Annotated in this window: 22 protein-coding genes and 1 rRNA gene; 21 read left to right on the top strand and 2 right to left on the bottom strand. The window is 45.1% G+C overall.

What is annotated here, in order from left to right; translation table 11 throughout:
- Window positions 1–46: 46 nt before the first annotated feature.
- The 16 genes from MHH50_RS27860 to MHH50_RS27785 all read left to right on the top strand — a co-directional run bounded on the left by MHH50_RS27860 (window position 47) and on the right by MHH50_RS27785 (window position 10,758).
- Window positions 47–691: an adenylate kinase gene (locus MHH50_RS27860; RefSeq protein WP_038573451.1), complete on the top strand. Its 645-nt coding sequence runs from the start codon at window positions 47–49 to the stop codon at window positions 689–691.
- Between the two features lie 4 nt (window positions 692–695).
- Window positions 696–1,448, top strand: a complete 753-nt coding sequence (map, locus tag MHH50_RS27855) for a type I methionyl aminopeptidase (RefSeq protein ID WP_038573450.1) — start codon at window positions 696–698, stop codon at window positions 1,446–1,448.
- Window positions 1,449–1,459: 11 nt separating this feature from the next.
- Window positions 1,460–1,768, top strand: a complete 309-nt coding sequence (locus MHH50_RS27850) for a KOW domain-containing RNA-binding protein (protein WP_312149947.1) — start codon at window positions 1,460–1,462, stop codon at window positions 1,766–1,768.
- 2 nt (window positions 1,769–1,770) lie between these two features.
- Complete coding sequence (gene infA, locus MHH50_RS27845) at window positions 1,771–1,986, top strand: translation initiation factor IF-1 (protein WP_036652996.1); 216 nt, start codon at window positions 1,771–1,773, stop codon at window positions 1,984–1,986.
- A gap of 53 nt (window positions 1,987–2,039) precedes the next feature.
- The gene (gene rpmJ, locus MHH50_RS27840; RefSeq protein WP_003322638.1) at window positions 2,040–2,153 is read left to right on the top strand and encodes a 50S ribosomal protein L36; all 114 of its coding nucleotides are present in this window, start codon (window positions 2,040–2,042) and stop codon (window positions 2,151–2,153) included.
- Window positions 2,154–2,172: 19 nt separating this feature from the next.
- Entirely contained in the window at window positions 2,173–2,541 is a 369-nt protein-coding gene (rpsM, locus tag MHH50_RS27835; RefSeq protein ID WP_036680583.1) for a 30S ribosomal protein S13, read from the top strand.
- Between the two features lie 19 nt (window positions 2,542–2,560).
- Window positions 2,561–2,956 carry a 30S ribosomal protein S11 gene (gene rpsK / locus MHH50_RS27830; RefSeq protein ID WP_019908251.1) on the top strand — a complete coding sequence of 132 codons (396 nt, stop codon included), beginning with the start codon at window positions 2,561–2,563 and terminating at the stop codon, window positions 2,954–2,956.
- A 130-nt stretch (window positions 2,957–3,086) separates the two neighbouring features.
- Window positions 3,087–4,031 carry a DNA-directed RNA polymerase subunit alpha gene (locus MHH50_RS27825; protein WP_036680585.1) on the top strand — a complete coding sequence of 315 codons (945 nt, stop codon included), beginning with the start codon at window positions 3,087–3,089 and terminating at the stop codon, window positions 4,029–4,031.
- A gap of 34 nt (window positions 4,032–4,065) precedes the next feature.
- Complete coding sequence (gene rplQ / locus MHH50_RS27820; RefSeq protein ID WP_019908254.1) at window positions 4,066–4,431, top strand: 50S ribosomal protein L17; 366 nt, start codon at window positions 4,066–4,068, stop codon at window positions 4,429–4,431.
- Window positions 4,432–4,748: 317 nt separating this feature from the next.
- Complete coding sequence (gene truA, locus MHH50_RS27815; protein WP_036680587.1) at window positions 4,749–5,531, top strand: tRNA pseudouridine(38-40) synthase TruA; 783 nt, start codon at window positions 4,749–4,751, stop codon at window positions 5,529–5,531.
- A 229-nt stretch (window positions 5,532–5,760) separates the two neighbouring features.
- Window positions 5,761–6,198, top strand: coding sequence for a 50S ribosomal protein L13 (gene rplM / locus MHH50_RS27810; RefSeq protein WP_036680589.1), 438 nt, complete (start codon window positions 5,761–5,763; stop codon window positions 6,196–6,198).
- Between the two features lie 20 nt (window positions 6,199–6,218).
- Window positions 6,219–6,611, top strand: a complete 393-nt coding sequence (gene rpsI / locus MHH50_RS27805) for a 30S ribosomal protein S9 (RefSeq protein ID WP_025706574.1) — start codon at window positions 6,219–6,221, stop codon at window positions 6,609–6,611.
- 228 nt (window positions 6,612–6,839) lie between these two features.
- Window positions 6,840–7,532 (top strand): phosphoadenylyl-sulfate reductase, encoded by a 693-nt coding sequence (locus tag MHH50_RS27800; RefSeq protein WP_036680616.1) that lies wholly within the window; start codon window positions 6,840–6,842, stop codon window positions 7,530–7,532.
- 37 nt (window positions 7,533–7,569) lie between these two features.
- Window positions 7,570–8,739 carry a sulfate adenylyltransferase gene (gene sat / locus MHH50_RS27795; protein ID WP_340033732.1) on the top strand — a complete coding sequence of 390 codons (1,170 nt, stop codon included), beginning with the start codon at window positions 7,570–7,572 and terminating at the stop codon, window positions 8,737–8,739.
- Window positions 8,740–8,817: 78 nt separating this feature from the next.
- Entirely contained in the window at window positions 8,818–9,558 is a 741-nt protein-coding gene (gene cwlD, locus MHH50_RS27790; protein ID WP_076219354.1) for an N-acetylmuramoyl-L-alanine amidase CwlD, read from the top strand.
- A 90-nt stretch (window positions 9,559–9,648) separates the two neighbouring features.
- Complete coding sequence (locus tag MHH50_RS27785; RefSeq protein WP_076130012.1) at window positions 9,649–10,758, top strand: Mrp/NBP35 family ATP-binding protein; 1,110 nt, start codon at window positions 9,649–9,651, stop codon at window positions 10,756–10,758.
- Window positions 10,759–10,817: 59 nt separating this feature from the next.
- Here MHH50_RS27785 and gerD read toward each other — a convergent pair whose 3' ends face one another.
- Window positions 10,818–11,504: a spore germination lipoprotein GerD gene (gene gerD, locus MHH50_RS27780; protein ID WP_036680627.1), complete on the bottom strand. Its 687-nt coding sequence runs from the start codon at window positions 11,502–11,504 to the stop codon at window positions 10,818–10,820.
- A gap of 131 nt (window positions 11,505–11,635) precedes the next feature.
- Here gerD and MHH50_RS27775 point away from each other — a divergent pair, with 131 nt between their 5' ends.
- Together MHH50_RS27775 and MHH50_RS27770 are read left to right on the top strand one after the other, a co-directional pair.
- A complete protein-coding gene (locus MHH50_RS27775) occupies window positions 11,636–12,226 on the top strand; it encodes a KinB-signaling pathway activation protein (RefSeq protein ID WP_038574906.1) in 591 nt (196 codons plus the stop codon).
- Between the two features lie 306 nt (window positions 12,227–12,532).
- Entirely contained in the window at window positions 12,533–13,354 is an 822-nt protein-coding gene (locus MHH50_RS27770) for a PPK2 family polyphosphate kinase (RefSeq protein WP_076280126.1), read from the top strand.
- A gap of 50 nt (window positions 13,355–13,404) precedes the next feature.
- Here the strand turns inward: MHH50_RS27770 and pdaB are convergent, their stop codons facing one another.
- On the bottom strand, window positions 13,405–14,208 hold the full coding sequence (gene pdaB, locus MHH50_RS27765; protein WP_036680629.1) for a polysaccharide deacetylase family sporulation protein PdaB: 804 nt from the start codon (window positions 14,206–14,208) through the stop codon (window positions 13,405–13,407).
- A gap of 108 nt (window positions 14,209–14,316) precedes the next feature.
- On the opposite strand from pdaB, the gene MHH50_RS27760 reads away from it, so the two are divergent.
- From MHH50_RS27760 to MHH50_RS27750, 3 genes are all read left to right on the top strand, one after another.
- Window positions 14,317–14,928, top strand: coding sequence for a stage II sporulation protein M (locus MHH50_RS27760; protein WP_076307253.1), 612 nt, complete (start codon window positions 14,317–14,319; stop codon window positions 14,926–14,928).
- Window positions 14,929–15,181: 253 nt separating this feature from the next.
- Window positions 15,182–15,412: a hypothetical protein gene (locus MHH50_RS27755; protein ID WP_340033729.1), complete on the top strand. Its 231-nt coding sequence runs from the start codon at window positions 15,182–15,184 to the stop codon at window positions 15,410–15,412.
- 358 nt (window positions 15,413–15,770) lie between these two features.
- Window positions 15,771–17,328 (top strand): 16S ribosomal RNA (locus MHH50_RS27750).
- Window positions 17,329–17,341 lie beyond the last annotated feature (13 nt).

Genomic DNA, 17,341 nt, shown 5'->3' with positions numbered 1-17,341 from the left:
TGCTGTTTCTTGCTTGGTGGCGAACTTTTGGGGGGAGAGAGAAATCGTGAACATTTTATTCATGGGCCCTCCTGGGGCAGGCAAGGGAACGCAAGCGGCAGAAATCGTTAAAGAATTTGGTATTCCTCATATTTCGACAGGAGATGCTTTCCGTTTGGCAATCAAACAGGAAACTCCGGTAGGATTGAAGGCCAAATCATTTATAGATCAAGGTTTGCTTGTACCAGATGATGTGACCATTGGGATAGTCGAAGAACGGTTGCAGCAGTCCGATTGCGAAAAAGGATTTCTATTGGATGGTTTTCCAAGAACTCTTTCGCAAGCGGAAGCGCTGGATGATATTCTTAGCCGTTTGAACACTTCTTTGGATCATGTCATCAACTTGAATGTTGACCGTGGATTGCTAATGGCACGTCTTACTGGACGTCGTATCTGCAGCGTTTGCGGAGCATCCTACCATTTAATCTTCAACCCGCCGAAGCAAGATGGCATTTGCGACATTGATGGCGGTGAATTATATCAACGTCCGGATGACAACGAAGAAAGTGTAGGCAAGCGCCTGGATGAGTATGATAATAAAACAGCGCCGCTGCTTGCGTTTTATGATAATAAAGGTCTTTTGCGTCAGGTAAACGGGGAAAACGAAATTAATGTCGTTACTTCTGAAATCGTGTCTTTAATGCGGGGTTAATGTAATGATCATTTGTAAATCCGAACAGGAACTTGCCTTTATGAGGGAAGCTGGTCGAATTGTTGCCGAGAGTCACCGTCTTATTGCTCAGGCCATTGAGCCTGGCATTACAACGGGTGAGCTCGACAGAATCGCCGATCAATACATTCGCAGTCAAGATGCTGTGCCGTCTTTCAAAGGCTACAACGGTTTTCCTGCCAGCATTTGCGCTTCAGTCAACGAACAATTAGTGCATGGATTTCCTGGTAAACGTAAACTGATCGAAGGCGATATTGTTACGCTGGATATCGGTGCAGAGTACCGCGGTTATCACGGTGATTCCGCCTGGACCTACGGTGTGGGCAGCATTTCCGAAGAGGCTCAGCGTTTGCTGGACGTTACGGAAGGCTCCTTGTACGCGGGACTGGCGTTAGTTAAGCCGGATGTGCGCTTGTTTACAATCTCCCATGCTATTCAGCAATACATCGAAGAGGCTGGTTTCTCAGTCGTACGTGAGTATGTTGGTCATGGTATTGGGGCAAAACTGCATGAAGAACCGCAAATTCCGAATTATGGCATAGCGGACCGCGGACCACGTCTGAAACCGGGTATGGTGCTCGCGATTGAGCCGATGGTAAACGCAGGAAAGAGACATGTCAGAACACTGGAAGATAACTGGACTGTCGTTACGGTTGATGGCTCACTATGTGCTCACTTCGAGCATACAGTAGCAGTTACTCCGGACGGCATGGAAATTTTCACAAAACTGAATGCGTAGGTGATCTCCTCTTGAATACTGTGAGCAGCCCGCAGGTTGGTCAATTAGTGAGAATTCTCAAAGGCAAAGATGCCGGAGAGGCAGCCGTTGTTATCGTAGTTGTTGATAGCAGATTTGTATACATTGCAGATGGAGACAAACGTAAGTTTGATGGGCCAAAGAAGAAGAATATTCTTCATCTTGAGCTCATACCCTTCATCAGCAGTGAGGTTGTGGACAGTTTGAAGGAAACTGGGCGGGTAACAAACGGAAAGCTGCGATTCGCAGTCATGAAGTATGCTGGACCCACCGGAATAAGTGCTGATGAGAAAGGAGACTAACTGTGGCTAAGGAAGATGTCATTGAAGTAGAAGGTACTGTCCTTGAACCGTTGCCAAACGCAACGTTTAAGGTTGAGCTTGAGAACGGTCATCAAATACTTGCCCATGTATCCGGTAAATTGCGGATGCACTTTATCCGTATTTTGACCGGAGACAAAGTGGTCGTGCAGTTATCGCCTTATGATTTATCAAAAGGTCGTATAACTTACCGTAAATAGATGGGAACTACGAAAAAAGTTTTGCTTCGCAAAACTTTGAGGAGGTAATTAACATGAAGGTAAGACCTTCTGTAAAGCCCATTTGCGAGAAATGTAAAGTAATCCGCCGCAAAGGGACTGTTATGGTGATTTGCGAAAATCCGAAACACAAACAAAAACAAGGTTAAGAAGGGGGTGTAGCGTAAAATGGCTCGTATAGCTGGAGTGGATTTGCCACGTGACAAACGCGTTGAGATCGCCTTGACTTATATTTTCGGAATCGGTAAAACGACTTCTCAGAAAATTCTTAATGAAACAGGCATTAGCGCTAATACACGTGTCCGTGATTTGACGGAAGATGAAGTCAGCAAACTGCGTGAAACGATCGACAAAACGGTTAAGGTTGAAGGTGACCTGCGTCGTGAAATTTCCTTAAATATTAAACGTCTTACTGAGATCGGCTGTTACCGCGGTGTTCGCCACCGTCGTGGATTGCCTGTTCGCGGTCAACGTACTAAAACGAATGCCCGTACCCGGAAAGGCCCGCGTCGTACGGTAGCAAACAAAAAGAAATAATAAGGGGGGATAAGAGACAATGGCTAAACCGAAAAAAGTCGTACGTACCAAACGTCGCGACCGTAAAAATATCGAATCCGGCGTGGCACATATTCGTTCCACGTTCAACAACACCATCGTTACCATCACGGATCCTCACGGAAATGCAATTTCCTGGGCAAGTTCCGGCGGCCAAGGATTTAAAGGTTCCCGTAAGTCCACTCCATTCGCAGCGCAAATGGCAGCTGAATCAGCAGCTAAAGCAGCTATGGAGCACGGCATGAAGTCGGTTGAGGTTATGGTTAAAGGACCGGGCGCGGGCCGCGAAGCAGCCATCCGTTCCCTTCAAGCTGCAGGGCTTGAAGTTAACCTTATTAAAGACGTAACTCCGGTTCCTCACAATGGATGCCGTCCGCCTAAGCGTCGTCGCGTATAGTGAAATCAGTATTGTGAATGTGGTATAATTCTGACGCATCTGCTAATAATAGGTGTTTAGGCATACTACATGATGCACCTGATGGGGTGACAGTTTCATATAGGAGCGACGTTGAAGGAGGGGTAAACTCGTGATAGAAATCGAAAAGCCGAAGATTGAGACCGTAGAAGCTAATGATGAAGGTACCTATGGGAAATTCGTAGTTGAACCGCTGGAACGTGGGTATGGCACGACTCTGGGGAACTCGCTTCGCCGGATATTGCTTTCTTCGCTTCCAGGAGCCGCAGTGACTTCGGTCCAAATTGACGGCGTTCTGCATGAGTTCTCGACCGTTCCAGGCGTAATGGAAGATGTGACGGAAATCATTCTGAACCTTAAAGCCTTGTCTCTGAAGATTCATTCAGACGAGGAAAAAGTGTTCGAGATTGATGCTGAAGGGGAAGGCATCGTTACCGCAGGTGATATCCGTGCGGACAGCGATGTTGAGATCCTCAATCCGGATCTTCACATTGCAACGCTGGGACCTGGTGCGAGACTTCATATGCGTATTTTTGCAGGCCGTGGTCGCGGCTATGTCCAAGCGGACCGGAACAAACGTGACGATCAGCCAATTGGTGTTATTCCAGTTGACTCCATCTACACTCCAATTTCACGCGTTAACTACGGCATAGACAATACACGTGTTGGTCAAGTGACTAACTATGACAAATTGACGCTTGAAATTTGGACGGATGGAAGTATCAGACCGGAAGAGGCTGTAAGCCTCGGAGCCAAAATTTTGAACGAGCACCTCGTTCTGTTCGTAGGTCTTACGGACGAAGCGAAAGACGCCGAAATTATGGTTGAAAAAGAAGAAGACAAAAAAGAAAAAGTACTTGAGATGACAATCGAAGAGCTTGATCTTTCTGTTCGTTCCTACAACTGCCTCAAACGTGCTGGTATTAATACCGTACAAGAGCTTACCACGAAGACTGAAGAAGATATGATGAAGGTGCGTAACCTTGGTCGCAAATCTTTGGAAGAAGTTCAGGAAAAGCTTGAGGAACTTGGTTTGGGTCTCCGCACAGAAGAATAGCTGCAGATTGCTTTAGTAAAGGAGGGAAAACACAATGGCATACCAAAAATTGGGCCGTGATTCCAGTGCGCGTAAAGCGTTATTTCGCGACATGGTAACGGATCTGTTTTTATACGAGCGCATCCAAACAACGGAAGCTAAAGCAAAAGAAGTTCGTTCTATCGCTGAAAAGCTGATCACTAAAGCTAAAAAAGGTGATCTTCATGCTCGTCGTCAAGTAGCTGCATTTGTTCGCCGCGAGACTGTTGATGGTGAACAAGATGCAATTCAAAAATTGTTCTCTGACATTGCTCCTCGTTACACTGAGCGTCCAGGTGGATACACTCGTATCCTTAAACTAGGACCTCGTCGTGGCGACGCTGCGCCTATGGTTTATCTTGAATTGGTAGACCGCGCGTAGTATCACAAGTATTGATTTCCGATGCTTCCCTTTCATCCAGCCCTCTTTGGAGTAAAGATGGGGGAAATATCAGCGTTATTGTGCTGCAGAGGCGCAAGACTCTGCTGTACTAATAACCGTGGGAATCACCTTGGTTCAATTGAAGGAGCTCCCGCAGGGGCTCTTTTTTTTGAAATTAAGGATCCTATAGGACTTGTAGTTCTATATATGAAAAATGGATGCCGTCCTACTAGGGACGGCGAAGCCATTTCTTCAAATAGAAGATCAGACAGTGCTTCGATCGACGTTCTGCTGACCGGTTTAAAAAGGAGAACGGAATGCGTAATCTATTGATGAAGGTCAATTATGACGGAACGAATTATGATGGCTTTCAGACCCAGCCTCAGGGCAATACGATTCAGGATCGGCTGGAGCAAGCCATACTCCATCTGACAGGTGAGAAGCTTAAGATTACTGCTTCAGGCCGCACGGATGCCGGAGTACATGCCTATGGCCAGCCTTTTAACTTTACAACCTCCTCTCGAATCCCAACTGAACGTTGGTGTCTAGCGCTTAATGCCCGGCTGCCACAAGACATCGTGGTTACCGAGGCTAGGGAAGTTCCGCTAACGTTTCACTCTCGTAGAGGGGCTAAGCGTAAAACTTACCGATACACGATTAATGGCAACAGGTTTCCAGATCCGTTTCAACGGCGCTGGCAGCTTCACCATCCAGTGAAGTTGGATATTCCTGCGATGCAGCAAGGCTTAACGCAAATTATAGGGACACATGACTTCACTTCGTTTGCATCACGACGGTCTACGAAGACTTCTCATGTACGAACGATCTTTGAAGCTCATATGGAAGTAGACCGCAGTATGTGCCGACCCTCTTCATCAGATCAAGGAGTTATCCATACTTATATAACGGGTAGTGGATTTCTTCAGCACATGGTTCGCATTATTATGGGGACTTTGATCCATGTGGGGGAAGGTAAAATACCTGCTGATAAGGTTGCTGAAATATTGGCAGCATGTGATCGATCACATGCTGGTCCAACAGCTGTGGCCATGGGGTTAGCTTTGTGGAGTGTTGAATATGACGAGATTGAAAGTGAATAGTTTTTTCTATAAATTTCTTCCTGATTAATAGGCTAAATGTTTAAAAATCACTTGCACTTGTTATGTTTATACTGTAATATAAAAGTTGTGTTTTCTTGATGGCTATCCCACAGCCCCGATCGAGAAAATGCCAAAAAAATGCTTTGCTTAACTCACATAATCGTAATTCAATGAGAAACAAGATATACGAAACAGAAGATTTTCGTACGAGAACAAGGAGGAAACATTCATGCGTACCACCTATATGGCGAAGCCGAACGAAGTTGAACGCAATTGGCACATTATTGATGCCGAAGGCAAAACACTCGGTCGTTTGGCCAGCGAAGCCGCTGCTTTGATCCGTGGCAAACACAAACCGCAATTCACTCCACACGTTGATACAGGAGATTTCGTTATCGTAATCAACGCTGAGAAAATTCACTTGACCGGTAAGAAATTGCAAAACAAAAAATACTACCGTCACTCGATGCACCCAGGTGGTTTGAAAGTTACTAATGCTGAAACTCTGCTGAATACTAAACCAGAACGCGTAATTGAATTCGCGGTTCATGGTATGATTCCTAAGACTCGTCAAGGGGACCACATGAAGCTGAGATTGAAAGTATATGCAGGCGCCGAGCATCCACATGCAGCACAAAAACCTGAAGTTTACGAACTTCGCGGATAAGAATAGAGGAGGACAGTTTCATGGCACAAGTACAATACTATGGGACAGGTCGTCGTAAACATTCGGTAGCACGTGTTCGCCTTGTACCGGGTGAAGGACGCATTGTCATTAACAAACGTGAGATGGACGAATATTTCGGTGTGGAAACACTGAAAATGATCGTAAAACAACCTTTGAACCTGACTGAAACACTTGGCAACTACGATGTAATCGTTCTTGCACATGGTGGCGGCATTTCCGGTCAAGCTGGAGCAATTCGTCACGGTATCTCCCGTGCATTGCTTAAAGTTGACCCTGAATATCGCGGTGCATTGAAGAAAGCCGGTTTCCTGACTCGTGACCCACGTATGAAGGAACGTAAGAAATACGGCTTGAAGGCTGCACGTCGTGCGCCTCAGTTCTCGAAACGTTAATATTTACAGAATTCAACCCTTGGCCATATGGCCAAGGGTTTTATTTTTTATTGCCCCTTTCCACAAGAAATGGGCTTTTTTTGCATCTATTTACTAATTCTAACGGTTGAAACGCATTGACTTCCTCAGTAAAAGTTATATACTATTTCATATAGAATTAGTTGGTTTTATTACTTCTTTTACCTCATTTATTCATACGATTAATATTTTGGATGGAGGAATACCTTAATGAACCTGCTCGAGAAAGAGGATTTAATCAAAGTTAAGGCCGAAGAATTAGAAACTGCTTCACCCGAGGAAATTATCCGCTGGGCTGTAGAAACATTTCCTAACATTACTTTTGCCTGCAGCTTTGGTGCCGAAGATGTAGTGCTAGTTGATATGCTTCACAAAGTTAGTCCGTCTACAGACGTCTTTTATCTCGATACAGATTATCATTTTAAGGAAACCTATGAGACCCGAGATTTGATGGCAGATAAATACGGGCTGGAGTTCGTACGAGTGTCTCCACAAATCACTCCGCAGGAGCAAGCACTTCAACACGGTGATGCGTTATGGACAGTAGATCCTAACCAATGCTGTGGGATTCGTAAAGTAGAGCCGCTGACTCGTATCCTATCTCAATATGAAGCTTGGATTACAGGCATTCGTCGTGACCAAGCCCCTACCCGTGCTAATGCCAAAAAGGTTGAGTATGATTATAAATTTGGTTTGGTTAAGTTTAATCCAATTGCGGATTGGACAACCGAGGATGTATGGAACTATATTCGTGAAAATGATGTAATTTATAACCCTCTACATGACCGTAACTATCCAAGTATCGGCTGTGAGCAATGTACACGTCAGGTTATGCCTGGTGAAGATCCGCGTGCTGGACGTTGGGCTGGATCAGAGAAGACTGAGTGTGGATTACACAAGTAAGACCTATCCCCGTGAGAACACAGAAGGAGAGACGATAATGACTTCAATACGTCCGCATGGCGGAACATTAGTTAACCGTGTAGTAGAGGGTACAGAAAGAGAAGAATTGCTGCAGCTTGCACGTGAATATAAGACGCTTTCCGTGAACACTTGGACTTTATCTGATTTGGATCTAATAGCGGTAGGTGCATTTTCTCCACTGACTGGATTTTTGAATGAACAAGATTATCACTCCGTAGTCAAAAACATGCGTTTAGCAGATGGCACAGTGTGGAGCATTCCAATAACACTTGCTGTAGAAGAGGATGTGGCCTCTGGTTTAGCTATTGGAGACAAGGTATCTCTAATCGGTGAAGAGGATGGCGAGATCTACGGTTTATTGGATATTGAGAGTATTTATACGGTTGATCAAAACCTTGAAGCGCAAAATGTATTCAAAACAACAGACCCTGAACATCCAGGAGTAAGTAAGCTGTTGGCCCGCCCGGCTATCTATGTAGGAGGACCAATTACAGTGCTGAATAGACCACAGCCAGAAAAGTTCGGAGAATTTTATTTTGACCCTTCAGCTACACGTAAGATATTTGCAGACAAGGGCTGGAGAACAGTTGTAGGCTTCCAGACGCGTAACCCAGTTCATCGTGCACATGAATATATTCAAAAATGCGCTATGGAGGTTGTAGACGCTCTGTTCTTAAACCCGCTAGTGGGTGAGACGAAGTCTGATGATGTACCGGCAAATGTACGAATGAAGAGCTACCTGGCGCTTTTGGAGAATTATTATCCTGAGGATCGTACCTTTCTAGGTGTTTTCCCGGCGGCCATGCGTTATGCTGGTCCGAGAGAAGCGATTTTTCATGCTATGGTTCGCAAAAATTACGGCTGCACCCATTTTATTGTCGGACGTGACCATGCGGGCGTAGGTGATTACTACGGAACTTATGAAGCGCAAGAAATTTTCGCGAATTTCACCGCTGAGGAACTTGATATTACTCCATTATTTTTTGAACACAGCTTCTTCTGTAAAAAATGCGGAAATATGGCTTCCAGTAAAACCTGCCCACATCCTGGTGATGATCATATGACTTTGTCGGGTACAAAGGTACGGGCTTTGCTTCGGGAGGGTCAATGTCCGCCTCCTGAATTTACGCGACCTGAGGTTGCGCAGATTCTAATTGAAGGCATGACTCAAGAAGTAACAGCTTAATCATCGTTAGCTAGTACTATTTGGCCTTCTTGTCCCATATAGATGAGTATTATCTATCGGGACGAGGGGGTCTTTGTTATGTCTGGCCGAAAACACAGTAAAGTCTCGGTCTGGATCTCATGGAGCAGTATCAAAAAATGTATGCTGGGCGCGACACTGCTGGCTATAATGATCGGCATTATAGCGTATGACATGCCTACTGCCAAAACGTTAAATTATTGGAGTCTGCCTTTGTCTGGTAAAGTGATCGCTATCGACGCTGGACATGGGGGAGCAGATGGAGGGGCAGTTAGCCGGGAAGGGCTAATTGAGAAAGACATTAATCTTGCAGTCTCTCTTTATTTACGTGATTACCTGCAACAGGCAGGGGCTATTGTTGTAATGACCCGTGAAGGGGATTATGATTTGGCTCAGGAGGACACTAAGGGCTATTCTAAGCGCAAGACTGAAGATCTTAAGCAAAGAGTGAGAAGTATTGAAGAGAAGGGCGCAGATCTTTTTATAAGCGTTCACATGAACAGTGTGCCTTCGAACCGATGGAGCGGGGCGCAGACCTTTTACTATCCCAATCACAAGGATAATAAAGCAATCGCAGAGTTTGTACAGAGTGAGCTGAAGACTACACTGGAGAATACTGATCGTGTAGCTAAGACTGTAAATACTGTTTATCTACTAAAAGCATTAAAAATACCTGCGATCCTTGTAGAGGTCGGTTTTTTGTCGCACCCTCAGGAATCAGTTCTGCTCGGAGATGATGTTTATCAACGCAAGGTAGCGACTAGCATATATCGTGGCATTCTTCGTTATGCTTCCGAGTAGCCGGGACTACTCATCAGGAGATGGGTAATGCTATAATAGACAAAAACTCCGGAAGAATTCTCCTCCGGAAAGGAAACAGAGGTGCTTTCCATGCTGACTAGGGAACATATCCAGGAAATACTGCAGTCAATAACAGACCCGGAAACCGGAAAAAGCCTTGTGGAACTACAGCTGATCCGTGACATTATGATTAAAGAAGATCGTATATCTTTATCAATCGTATGTCTGGATCCTGAAGAGCAAAGTCGCATGGACCTAGAACAACGGGTTCGTGAGTTACTTGAAGCGGGTGGAGTCACTAATGTGCATATCCGGCTGCGTGATGCAACCGATTATGAACGTGCTCTACTACGCGGAGAGAGTGCTGGGGAAGAGCCGTTGGTTGATGAACCGGGGAAACTTAAGGGACATGCAGCTGGCCTTGACGATCATGAATTAATCAATGAGAACTCTGGTGTTAACTTTATCGCCATTGCCAGTGGTAAAGGCGGTGTTGGAAAGTCTACAGTTACTGTGAATTTGGCAGTAGCTTTGGCTAGAAAAGGTAAAAAGGTTGGATTGATTGATGCGGACATTTATGGGTTTAGCATCCCTGATATGATGGGAATCGAAGAGGGACCCGTTGTAGAAGAGGGAATCATTATTCCTGTGGAACGTTTCGGAGTGAAGGTCATGTCTATGGGCTTCTTTATCCGTGAGAATAGTCCGGTAATTTGGCGGGGACCTATGCTTGGCAAAATGCTGCGCCAATTCTTCGGTGATGTGGGCTGGGGAGAACTTGATTATATGCTGCTTGATCTTCCTCCAGGTACAGGTGATGTGGCGCTTGACGTACATCAGATGCTCCCTCACAGCAAAGAGATTATTGTTACTACCCCTCATGCTACCGCAGCGTTTGTGGCGGCTAGAGCGGGCTCTATGGCTCTGCAGACAGAACATGAGATTATTGGGGTCATTGAGAACATGGCTTATTATGAGTGTAAAGACTGCGGTAAAAAAGATTATATTTTTGGCAGAGGCGGAGGCGCTCGGCTTGCGGAGACACTCCATACGGAGCTGCTTGCACAAGTTCCATTGGGCGCACCGGACAACCATATTTCTGAACCGGATTTCTCACCTTCCGTATACAAGGAAGACACAGCTACTGCGTTGTTGTTTGCTGATATCGCCGATAAGCTGATTGCGAAATATGAGCACTAATTATTGTGCATAAAAAGAGGCCGTCCCACTTTGTTAGGTGGGATAAGGCCTCTTTTTTGTTATGTGCTTGAATCATCGCCGCTACCGCTGCCACTTTCACCACCGCTGCCGCTGCCTTCCTGTTTATCGCCGCTTTCGCCGCCCTTTTTCTGTTCCTTCGGTTCGAGCTCGTCCTGAACGACCTTTTTAAGTAAATTCAATACCTCCATCCGGAATAATGGAGTCTGCATAGATTCCTGGATGGTCTTCATGGATTGCTTTCGGTAGTCAGGTGTTTTGGTGAGATTAAGAAACATGGTCATCATTTCTGGAGACTTCATGATTTCCTCGACGGATTTTTGATAGGTGGGATCTTTAATTAGTTGCAGGTGCAATTCTTTGCTTTGTGATTGAATGGCTTTAGCAAAATCGCCTGCGAACTTGGGATCAGTCATAATTTTCTCGATTTCCTTTTGATATTCCGGTGCAGTGAGGGTATCTTTAACAGCGGTTTTTATATCCTCTGTTGTTTGAAGTGGCATCATTTTCATACTCATTCCGCTGGTGCCTCCAGAACTGGAATTTGATAATGATTCCTCAACTGCTTTTTTTCCATCTTCACTTTTTAATATATCAATAACCATGGTCTTCATTTCTTTATAACTGCCCTGACCAGAAGAAGAACTGCTCTGCTCACTTCCGCAAGCCGTTAAGGCCATAACAAAGCTTAAAGCCAAACCCACAGATCCGATAAATCTCCATTTCATTGGCGCTGCCCTCCTTTATTAGGATTCTCCAGTTGTATTATGCCGCATTAACACACATTTATGTTGCTGATGTAATGGTGTTTTGTCGGTATCCTTGGTAAAATAAATCTGACATAGGGGAGGTGAAGTGGCTGAGTATAAAAAAATGGTTTTATTTATTTTGGACAACCCTTCTAATAGGAGCGGGCGGAGCAGTAATCGCAGGTCTGGCACTGCAATTCGTGAACGGTCGAATTGATTTCAAAAGTGTCGCTGATTTCTTTTTATACCCGCTGATACTATTCGGCTACGGTATGCTTGTCAGTGTTTATGCGCAACTTGGTTTTTTTGCTTATCTAATTTTAAATTACATGGGCAATGGTGTTTTCCCGCCAAAAATTTGGAAATACATACAACTGGTGCTTTCTGTGCTCGCATTGCTTGAACTGATTTTTTTGCGTACCGTCGTTGGCGGGGAAAGAAGTGTCTTGTCTGATCTAATATTAGGAATCTTTATTTTGTTAGCTGCCATTATTGTGTCTTATTTCAAAGTGAAAAGTACAAACATCTCAGCTTGGATTCCAACCCTCTTTTTTATGACAGCTATTTCAATTGTGGAAATTATCGGCGTGCTCCGTATAGGTGTTGATAGTGCGACAGTGTTTATTGTTGTTCCGCTCATCGCCTGTAATGCATTCCAAATTTTGATGCTTCACCGTATTCTCAAGCCGGCAGCCGGATAAAGGCTGGGGCGAATTCAGCAAATCATGAACCCCGTGCTCTGGCCTTCAGAAAACGGGGTTTTTTGCTCTAGAATGTATCCTAACGATTAAAATCCGCTGGAGGAGGTTAATCTTAAAGAACAATAGAGCGGATTCTTTGTGTGTAGCAACGCTCACAAAACTAAGCAGATGCTTCCGAAGTGAGTTTTGTACGAAGTTTTTCAATGATGCACATGCTTTACAAAACTAAGCGTATGCTTCCGAAGCAGTTTTGTACGAAGTAATACAAGCGTAGCAACGCTCACAAAACTTTTAGGAGGGGAATATATGGACATCAAGCGTTATATGATAAAAGACACAAATGAAATCCAGCTTAACAAGCTGGACCCGGACGATACAGGTAACTTTAAATCAAAAAAAGAAGCAGAAGCCAAAACAGAGCAGTTAAAGGAACGGTTGGCAGAGCTTCAAGATATTCTTTTTGCACAGAAAAAGCATTCACTGCTCGTAATTCTGCAAGGGATGGATTCCAGCGGTAAGGATGGAACGGTTAAACATATTTTTTCAGGGATTAATCCACAAGGCTTTATAGTGACCAGCTTCAAGAAACCTTCTCTGGAGGAAGAAGCTCATGATTTCTTATGGAGAGTGCATCAAAAGACACCCCCTAAAGGCTACATCTCTGCATTTAACCGCTCACACTATGAAGATGTATTGGTACCGCGGGTACATGGGGGCTTGAAAAAGGATGATTTGAAGCGCCGCTTTCGTTACATACGGCAGTTTGAGGAGATGCTGGTGGAAGAGGGAACGACAGTTATCAAGCTTTTTCTGCATATTTCAAAAGAGAAGCAGCTTAAGAAAATCAAAGAACGGCTTGAAGATCCCAAAAAACACTGGAAATTTGACGCAAGTGATCTACAGGAGCGGGAGTTTTGGGATGATTACCAAGAGGCATATGTAGATGTTTTTAAGGAGTCAAGTATTGATAAAGCACCCTGGTACTGGATACCAGCCAATCATCAATGGTACCGCAACTATTTGGCCTTATCCATCGTGGTAAAGACACTGGAGAGTCTGGATCTGAGCTATCCGAAGCTGAATACCCCCACACCCGACATATCGGAGCTCATTTCCCCGCGTCATTAATATTTGGATAAGACCAACATCTATTGCGGTACCTAAGATTGGGAGGAGCGTTACAGCCCGGCAGCATCCTCTAAGGCACTATTTAGTGAGGCCGAGTCGCGAACCTCTTTACCCTCCGCATTGCTTTGGCTGATCAGCTCAGAGACGGTAACGAATTCATAACCTTGTCTGCGGAGCTCATCGATAATTTGCGGAAGAGCTTCGTGAGTTTGTTTGCAGGAATCACTGGCATGTAGTAGAACGATATCACCAGGATGTGCTTTAGTCGTTACACGCTTCACGATATTGTCTACACCTATGTTCTTCCAGTCCAGAGAGTCTGTGTCCCACTGGATGACTTTGTAACCAAGATCATTGGCCACTTGCAGAACTCTTTTGTCAAAATCACCATTAGGCATACGAATTAAATTTGGTTCTTTACCGGTTAATTCTGTAAGCACAGTGTGAGCCGTTGTGATCTGAGTGCGAATCTCTTCGTTACTTAGAGTGCTGTAATTGACGTGTTTATGGCCATGGCTGCCAATTTCGAATCCTGCGTTTTTAATGCTTGTTACAATATCCGGGTGAGTCTTACTCCATGGTGACGATAGGAAGAAGGTGGCTTTGTCCACTTTCTTGTCTTCAAGTACCTTCAAAATTGGTTCGGGTCTCTTTTCTCCCCAGCTAATATCGAAGGTTAGGGCAATCAGCTTCTTCTCTGTTGGCACACTGTAAATGGCAGAAGGTCCAGCCTCAGAAAAAACGGTGATATTACCCCTCTCGACATAGACAACTCCAGCAGCAAGAAGCACAGCGGCGAAGATATAGATGAACCTTTTGATCTTTTTGCCGCTGAATACATAAAAAGAATTCATTAATGACAGCGCTCCTCTCCCATGCGAAATGCTTGTTTGTTCTAAATGTATGCTCGTACCGCACGGTTATGACCTAAGAAACAGAGATCACAATTTCAGGAGGTAGTTATGTTGTCGTTCTTCACGTTTGTTAAAGATATTAAATCGATCCGCAAGGCTTTGCTGCTATCCTGTCTGCTCTTCGTAATAGGAGCGGTTGTTGGCTGGGTAGCGACAAGTAGTCTGGAAAAACTATTGGTTCAGCAATTGGAAGGGCTTAGTGAGATCAGCGGAAACTTAAGAGACACCGCTAATCCGCAATGGAACTTCTTTGTATTTATATTTCTGAATAACGCCATCAAGGGCGTGGTTATTATTTTCCTGGGAGCGTTGTTCGGCATATTGCCAGCTATATTCTTATTTATAAACGGAGCGGTAATTGGCTACTTGATACATTTATCCGCACTGCAAGGGCAGGATTTGTTCGATTTAATCGTAAAAGGATTGCTGCCACACGGGATTATAGAGATTCCGGCAATCATTATCGCGTGTGCCTTTGGACTGCACTTTGGCGGAAAAGTGATTTCAAGTTTATTTCGATCTACAGATAGAAAAGAGGAGAAAAGCGCAGACTGGTCTGCATTCATGCGTCAAACACTTACGGCTTCCATATGGACTGTAATCCTGTTATTTGTTGCTGCCATTATTGAAAGTACAATTACTTTTTCACTTTTATCATAAAACTTCAGGGAATAGAGCATAACATTAAGGGCGTTCATCCAAGGATTGCCTAAAGGTAAGGAGTATATAATCGAGACGAAACCATAAAGGGAATTTTTAATAATTATGGTTATAAAAAGAGGACTCCGGTTAATCTAGTGTAAGAGGATCTTAAGGCAGCTTTCTCCATGAGATGTACTTACTGATTATGCAAAAAAGGTTTTGGGGGTTTAGAGAAGGTGTTAATTGCAACTTCATGAAGGAGGCCAAGCATATGTTGGGAATGTTGTTTAACGAAAAGGAATGCAAGGAACTGGATTATGTTTTGAGAAAAGAACTAGATGAGATGCTGTTAGATTTGAGTGATCAGCGCTTGGACCAAAATATCAGGCACGCCATCGCTAATAGATATAAGACTGTATTCCGGATGTATGCTCGCTTCGCTCCTCAGAAAGAGCTTTCCAAGTATGCATGGGGTGGGCGTTCTTCTCATTATAAACACTGAAGATATACGAGAATTGCTACAGTTTTATAAAGTTTTCAGATTATTTAATAAAATAGCTTGACTAAAAAGGAGTGCTCATGATAAATTATATCTCGCGCTCCTTTTGCTTGTGTAAAAGGAAAGCGGAAGGCAAGAAAAATTGAAAAAAAGATTTTTCAAAAAAAAGACTTGCCAAACAGCTTAACACTGTGATATATTATAAAGGTCGCCGCTGATAAACAACGACGACGAAATGAGAGATATTGATCTTTGAAAACTGAACAACGAGTGAGTGGGAAATCACGTAAGTGAAATCCAAATTAGAGAATTAATTTTCTCGTCAGATGTTTCAAAATGAGCATATCGCTCTTTTCAATACTAATTGGAGAGTTTGATCCTGGCTCAGGACGAACGCTGGCGGCGTGCCTAATACATGCAAGTCGAGCGGAGTTACTTTGAAAGCTTGCTTTCAAAGTAACTTAGCGGCGGACGGGTGAGTAACACGTAGGCAACCTGCCCTTCAGACTGGGATAACTACCGGAAACGGTAGCTAATACCGGATAATTTCTTTTTTCTCCTGAGAGAAGAATGAAAGACGGAGCAATCTGTCACTGAGGGATGGGCCTGCGGCGCATTAGCTAGTTGGTGGGGTAACGGCCCACCAAGGCGACGATGCGTAGCCGACCTGAGAGGGTGAACGGCCACACTGGGACTGAGACACGGCCCAGACTCCTACGGGAGGCAGCAGTAGGGAATCTTCCGCAATGGGCGAAAGCCTGACGGAGCAACGCCGCGTGAGTGATGAAGGTTTTCGGATCGTAAAGCTCTGTTGCCAGGGAAGAACGTCCGGTAGAGTAACTGCTACCGGAGTGACGGTACCTGAGAAGAAAGCCCCGGCTAACTACGTGCCAGCAGCCGCGGTAATACGTAGGGGGCAAGCGTTGTCCGGAATTATTGGGCGTAAAGCGCGCGCAGGCGGCTATTTAAGTCTGGTGTTTAAACCTTGGGCTCAACCTGAGGTCGCACTGGAAACTGGGTGGCTTGAGTACAGAAGAGGAAAGTGGAATTCCACGTGTAGCGGTGAAATGCGTAGATATGTGGAGGAACACCAGTGGCGAAGGCGACTTTCTGGGCTGTAACTGACGCTGAGGCGCGAAAGCGTGGGGAGCAAACAGGATTAGATACCCTGGTAGTCCACGCCGTAAACGATGAGTGCTAGGTGTTAGGGGTTTCGATACCCTTGGTGCCGAAGTTAACACAGTAAGCACTCCGCCTGGGGAGTACGGTCGCAAGACTGAAACTCAAAGGAATTGACGGGGACCCGCACAAGCAGTGGAGTATGTGGTTTAATTCGAAGCAACGCGAAGAACCTTACCAGGTCTTGACATCCCTCTGAATCTGCTAGAGATAGCAGCGGCCTTCGGGACAGAGGAGACAGGTGGTGCATGGTTGTCGTCAGCTCGTGTCGTGAGATGTTGGGTTAAGTCCCGCAACGAGCGCAACCCTTAACTTTAGTTGCCAGCAAGTAATGTTGGGCACTCTAGAGTGACTGCCGGTGACAAACCGGAGGAAGGTGGGGATGACGTCAAATCATCATGCCCCTTATGACCTGGGCTACACACGTACTACAATGGCCGGTACAACGGGAAGCGAAGCCGCGAGGTGGAGCCAATCCCATCAAAGCCGGTCTCAGTTCGGATTGCAGGCTGCAACTCGCCTGCATGAAGTCGGAATTGCTAGTAATCGCGGATCAGCATGCCGCGGTGAATACGTTCCCGGGTCTTGTACACACCGCCCGTCACACCACGAGAGTTTACAACACCCGAAGTCGGTGGGGTAACCCGCAAGGGAGCCAGCCGCCGAAGGTGGGGTAGATGATTGGGGTGAAGTCGTAACAAGGTAGCCGTATCGGAAGGTGCGGCTGGATCACCTCCTTTCTATGGAGAATCG

Origin of the sequence: Paenibacillus sp. FSL H3-0302 (genome assembly GCF_037982245.1) — a bacterium.
GTDB lineage: Bacteria > Bacillota > Bacilli > Paenibacillales > Paenibacillaceae > Paenibacillus_AQ > Paenibacillus_AQ odorifer.
The sequence above is the reverse complement of the archived record's forward strand: the minus strand, read 5'-3'. Positions and strand labels throughout refer to the sequence as shown.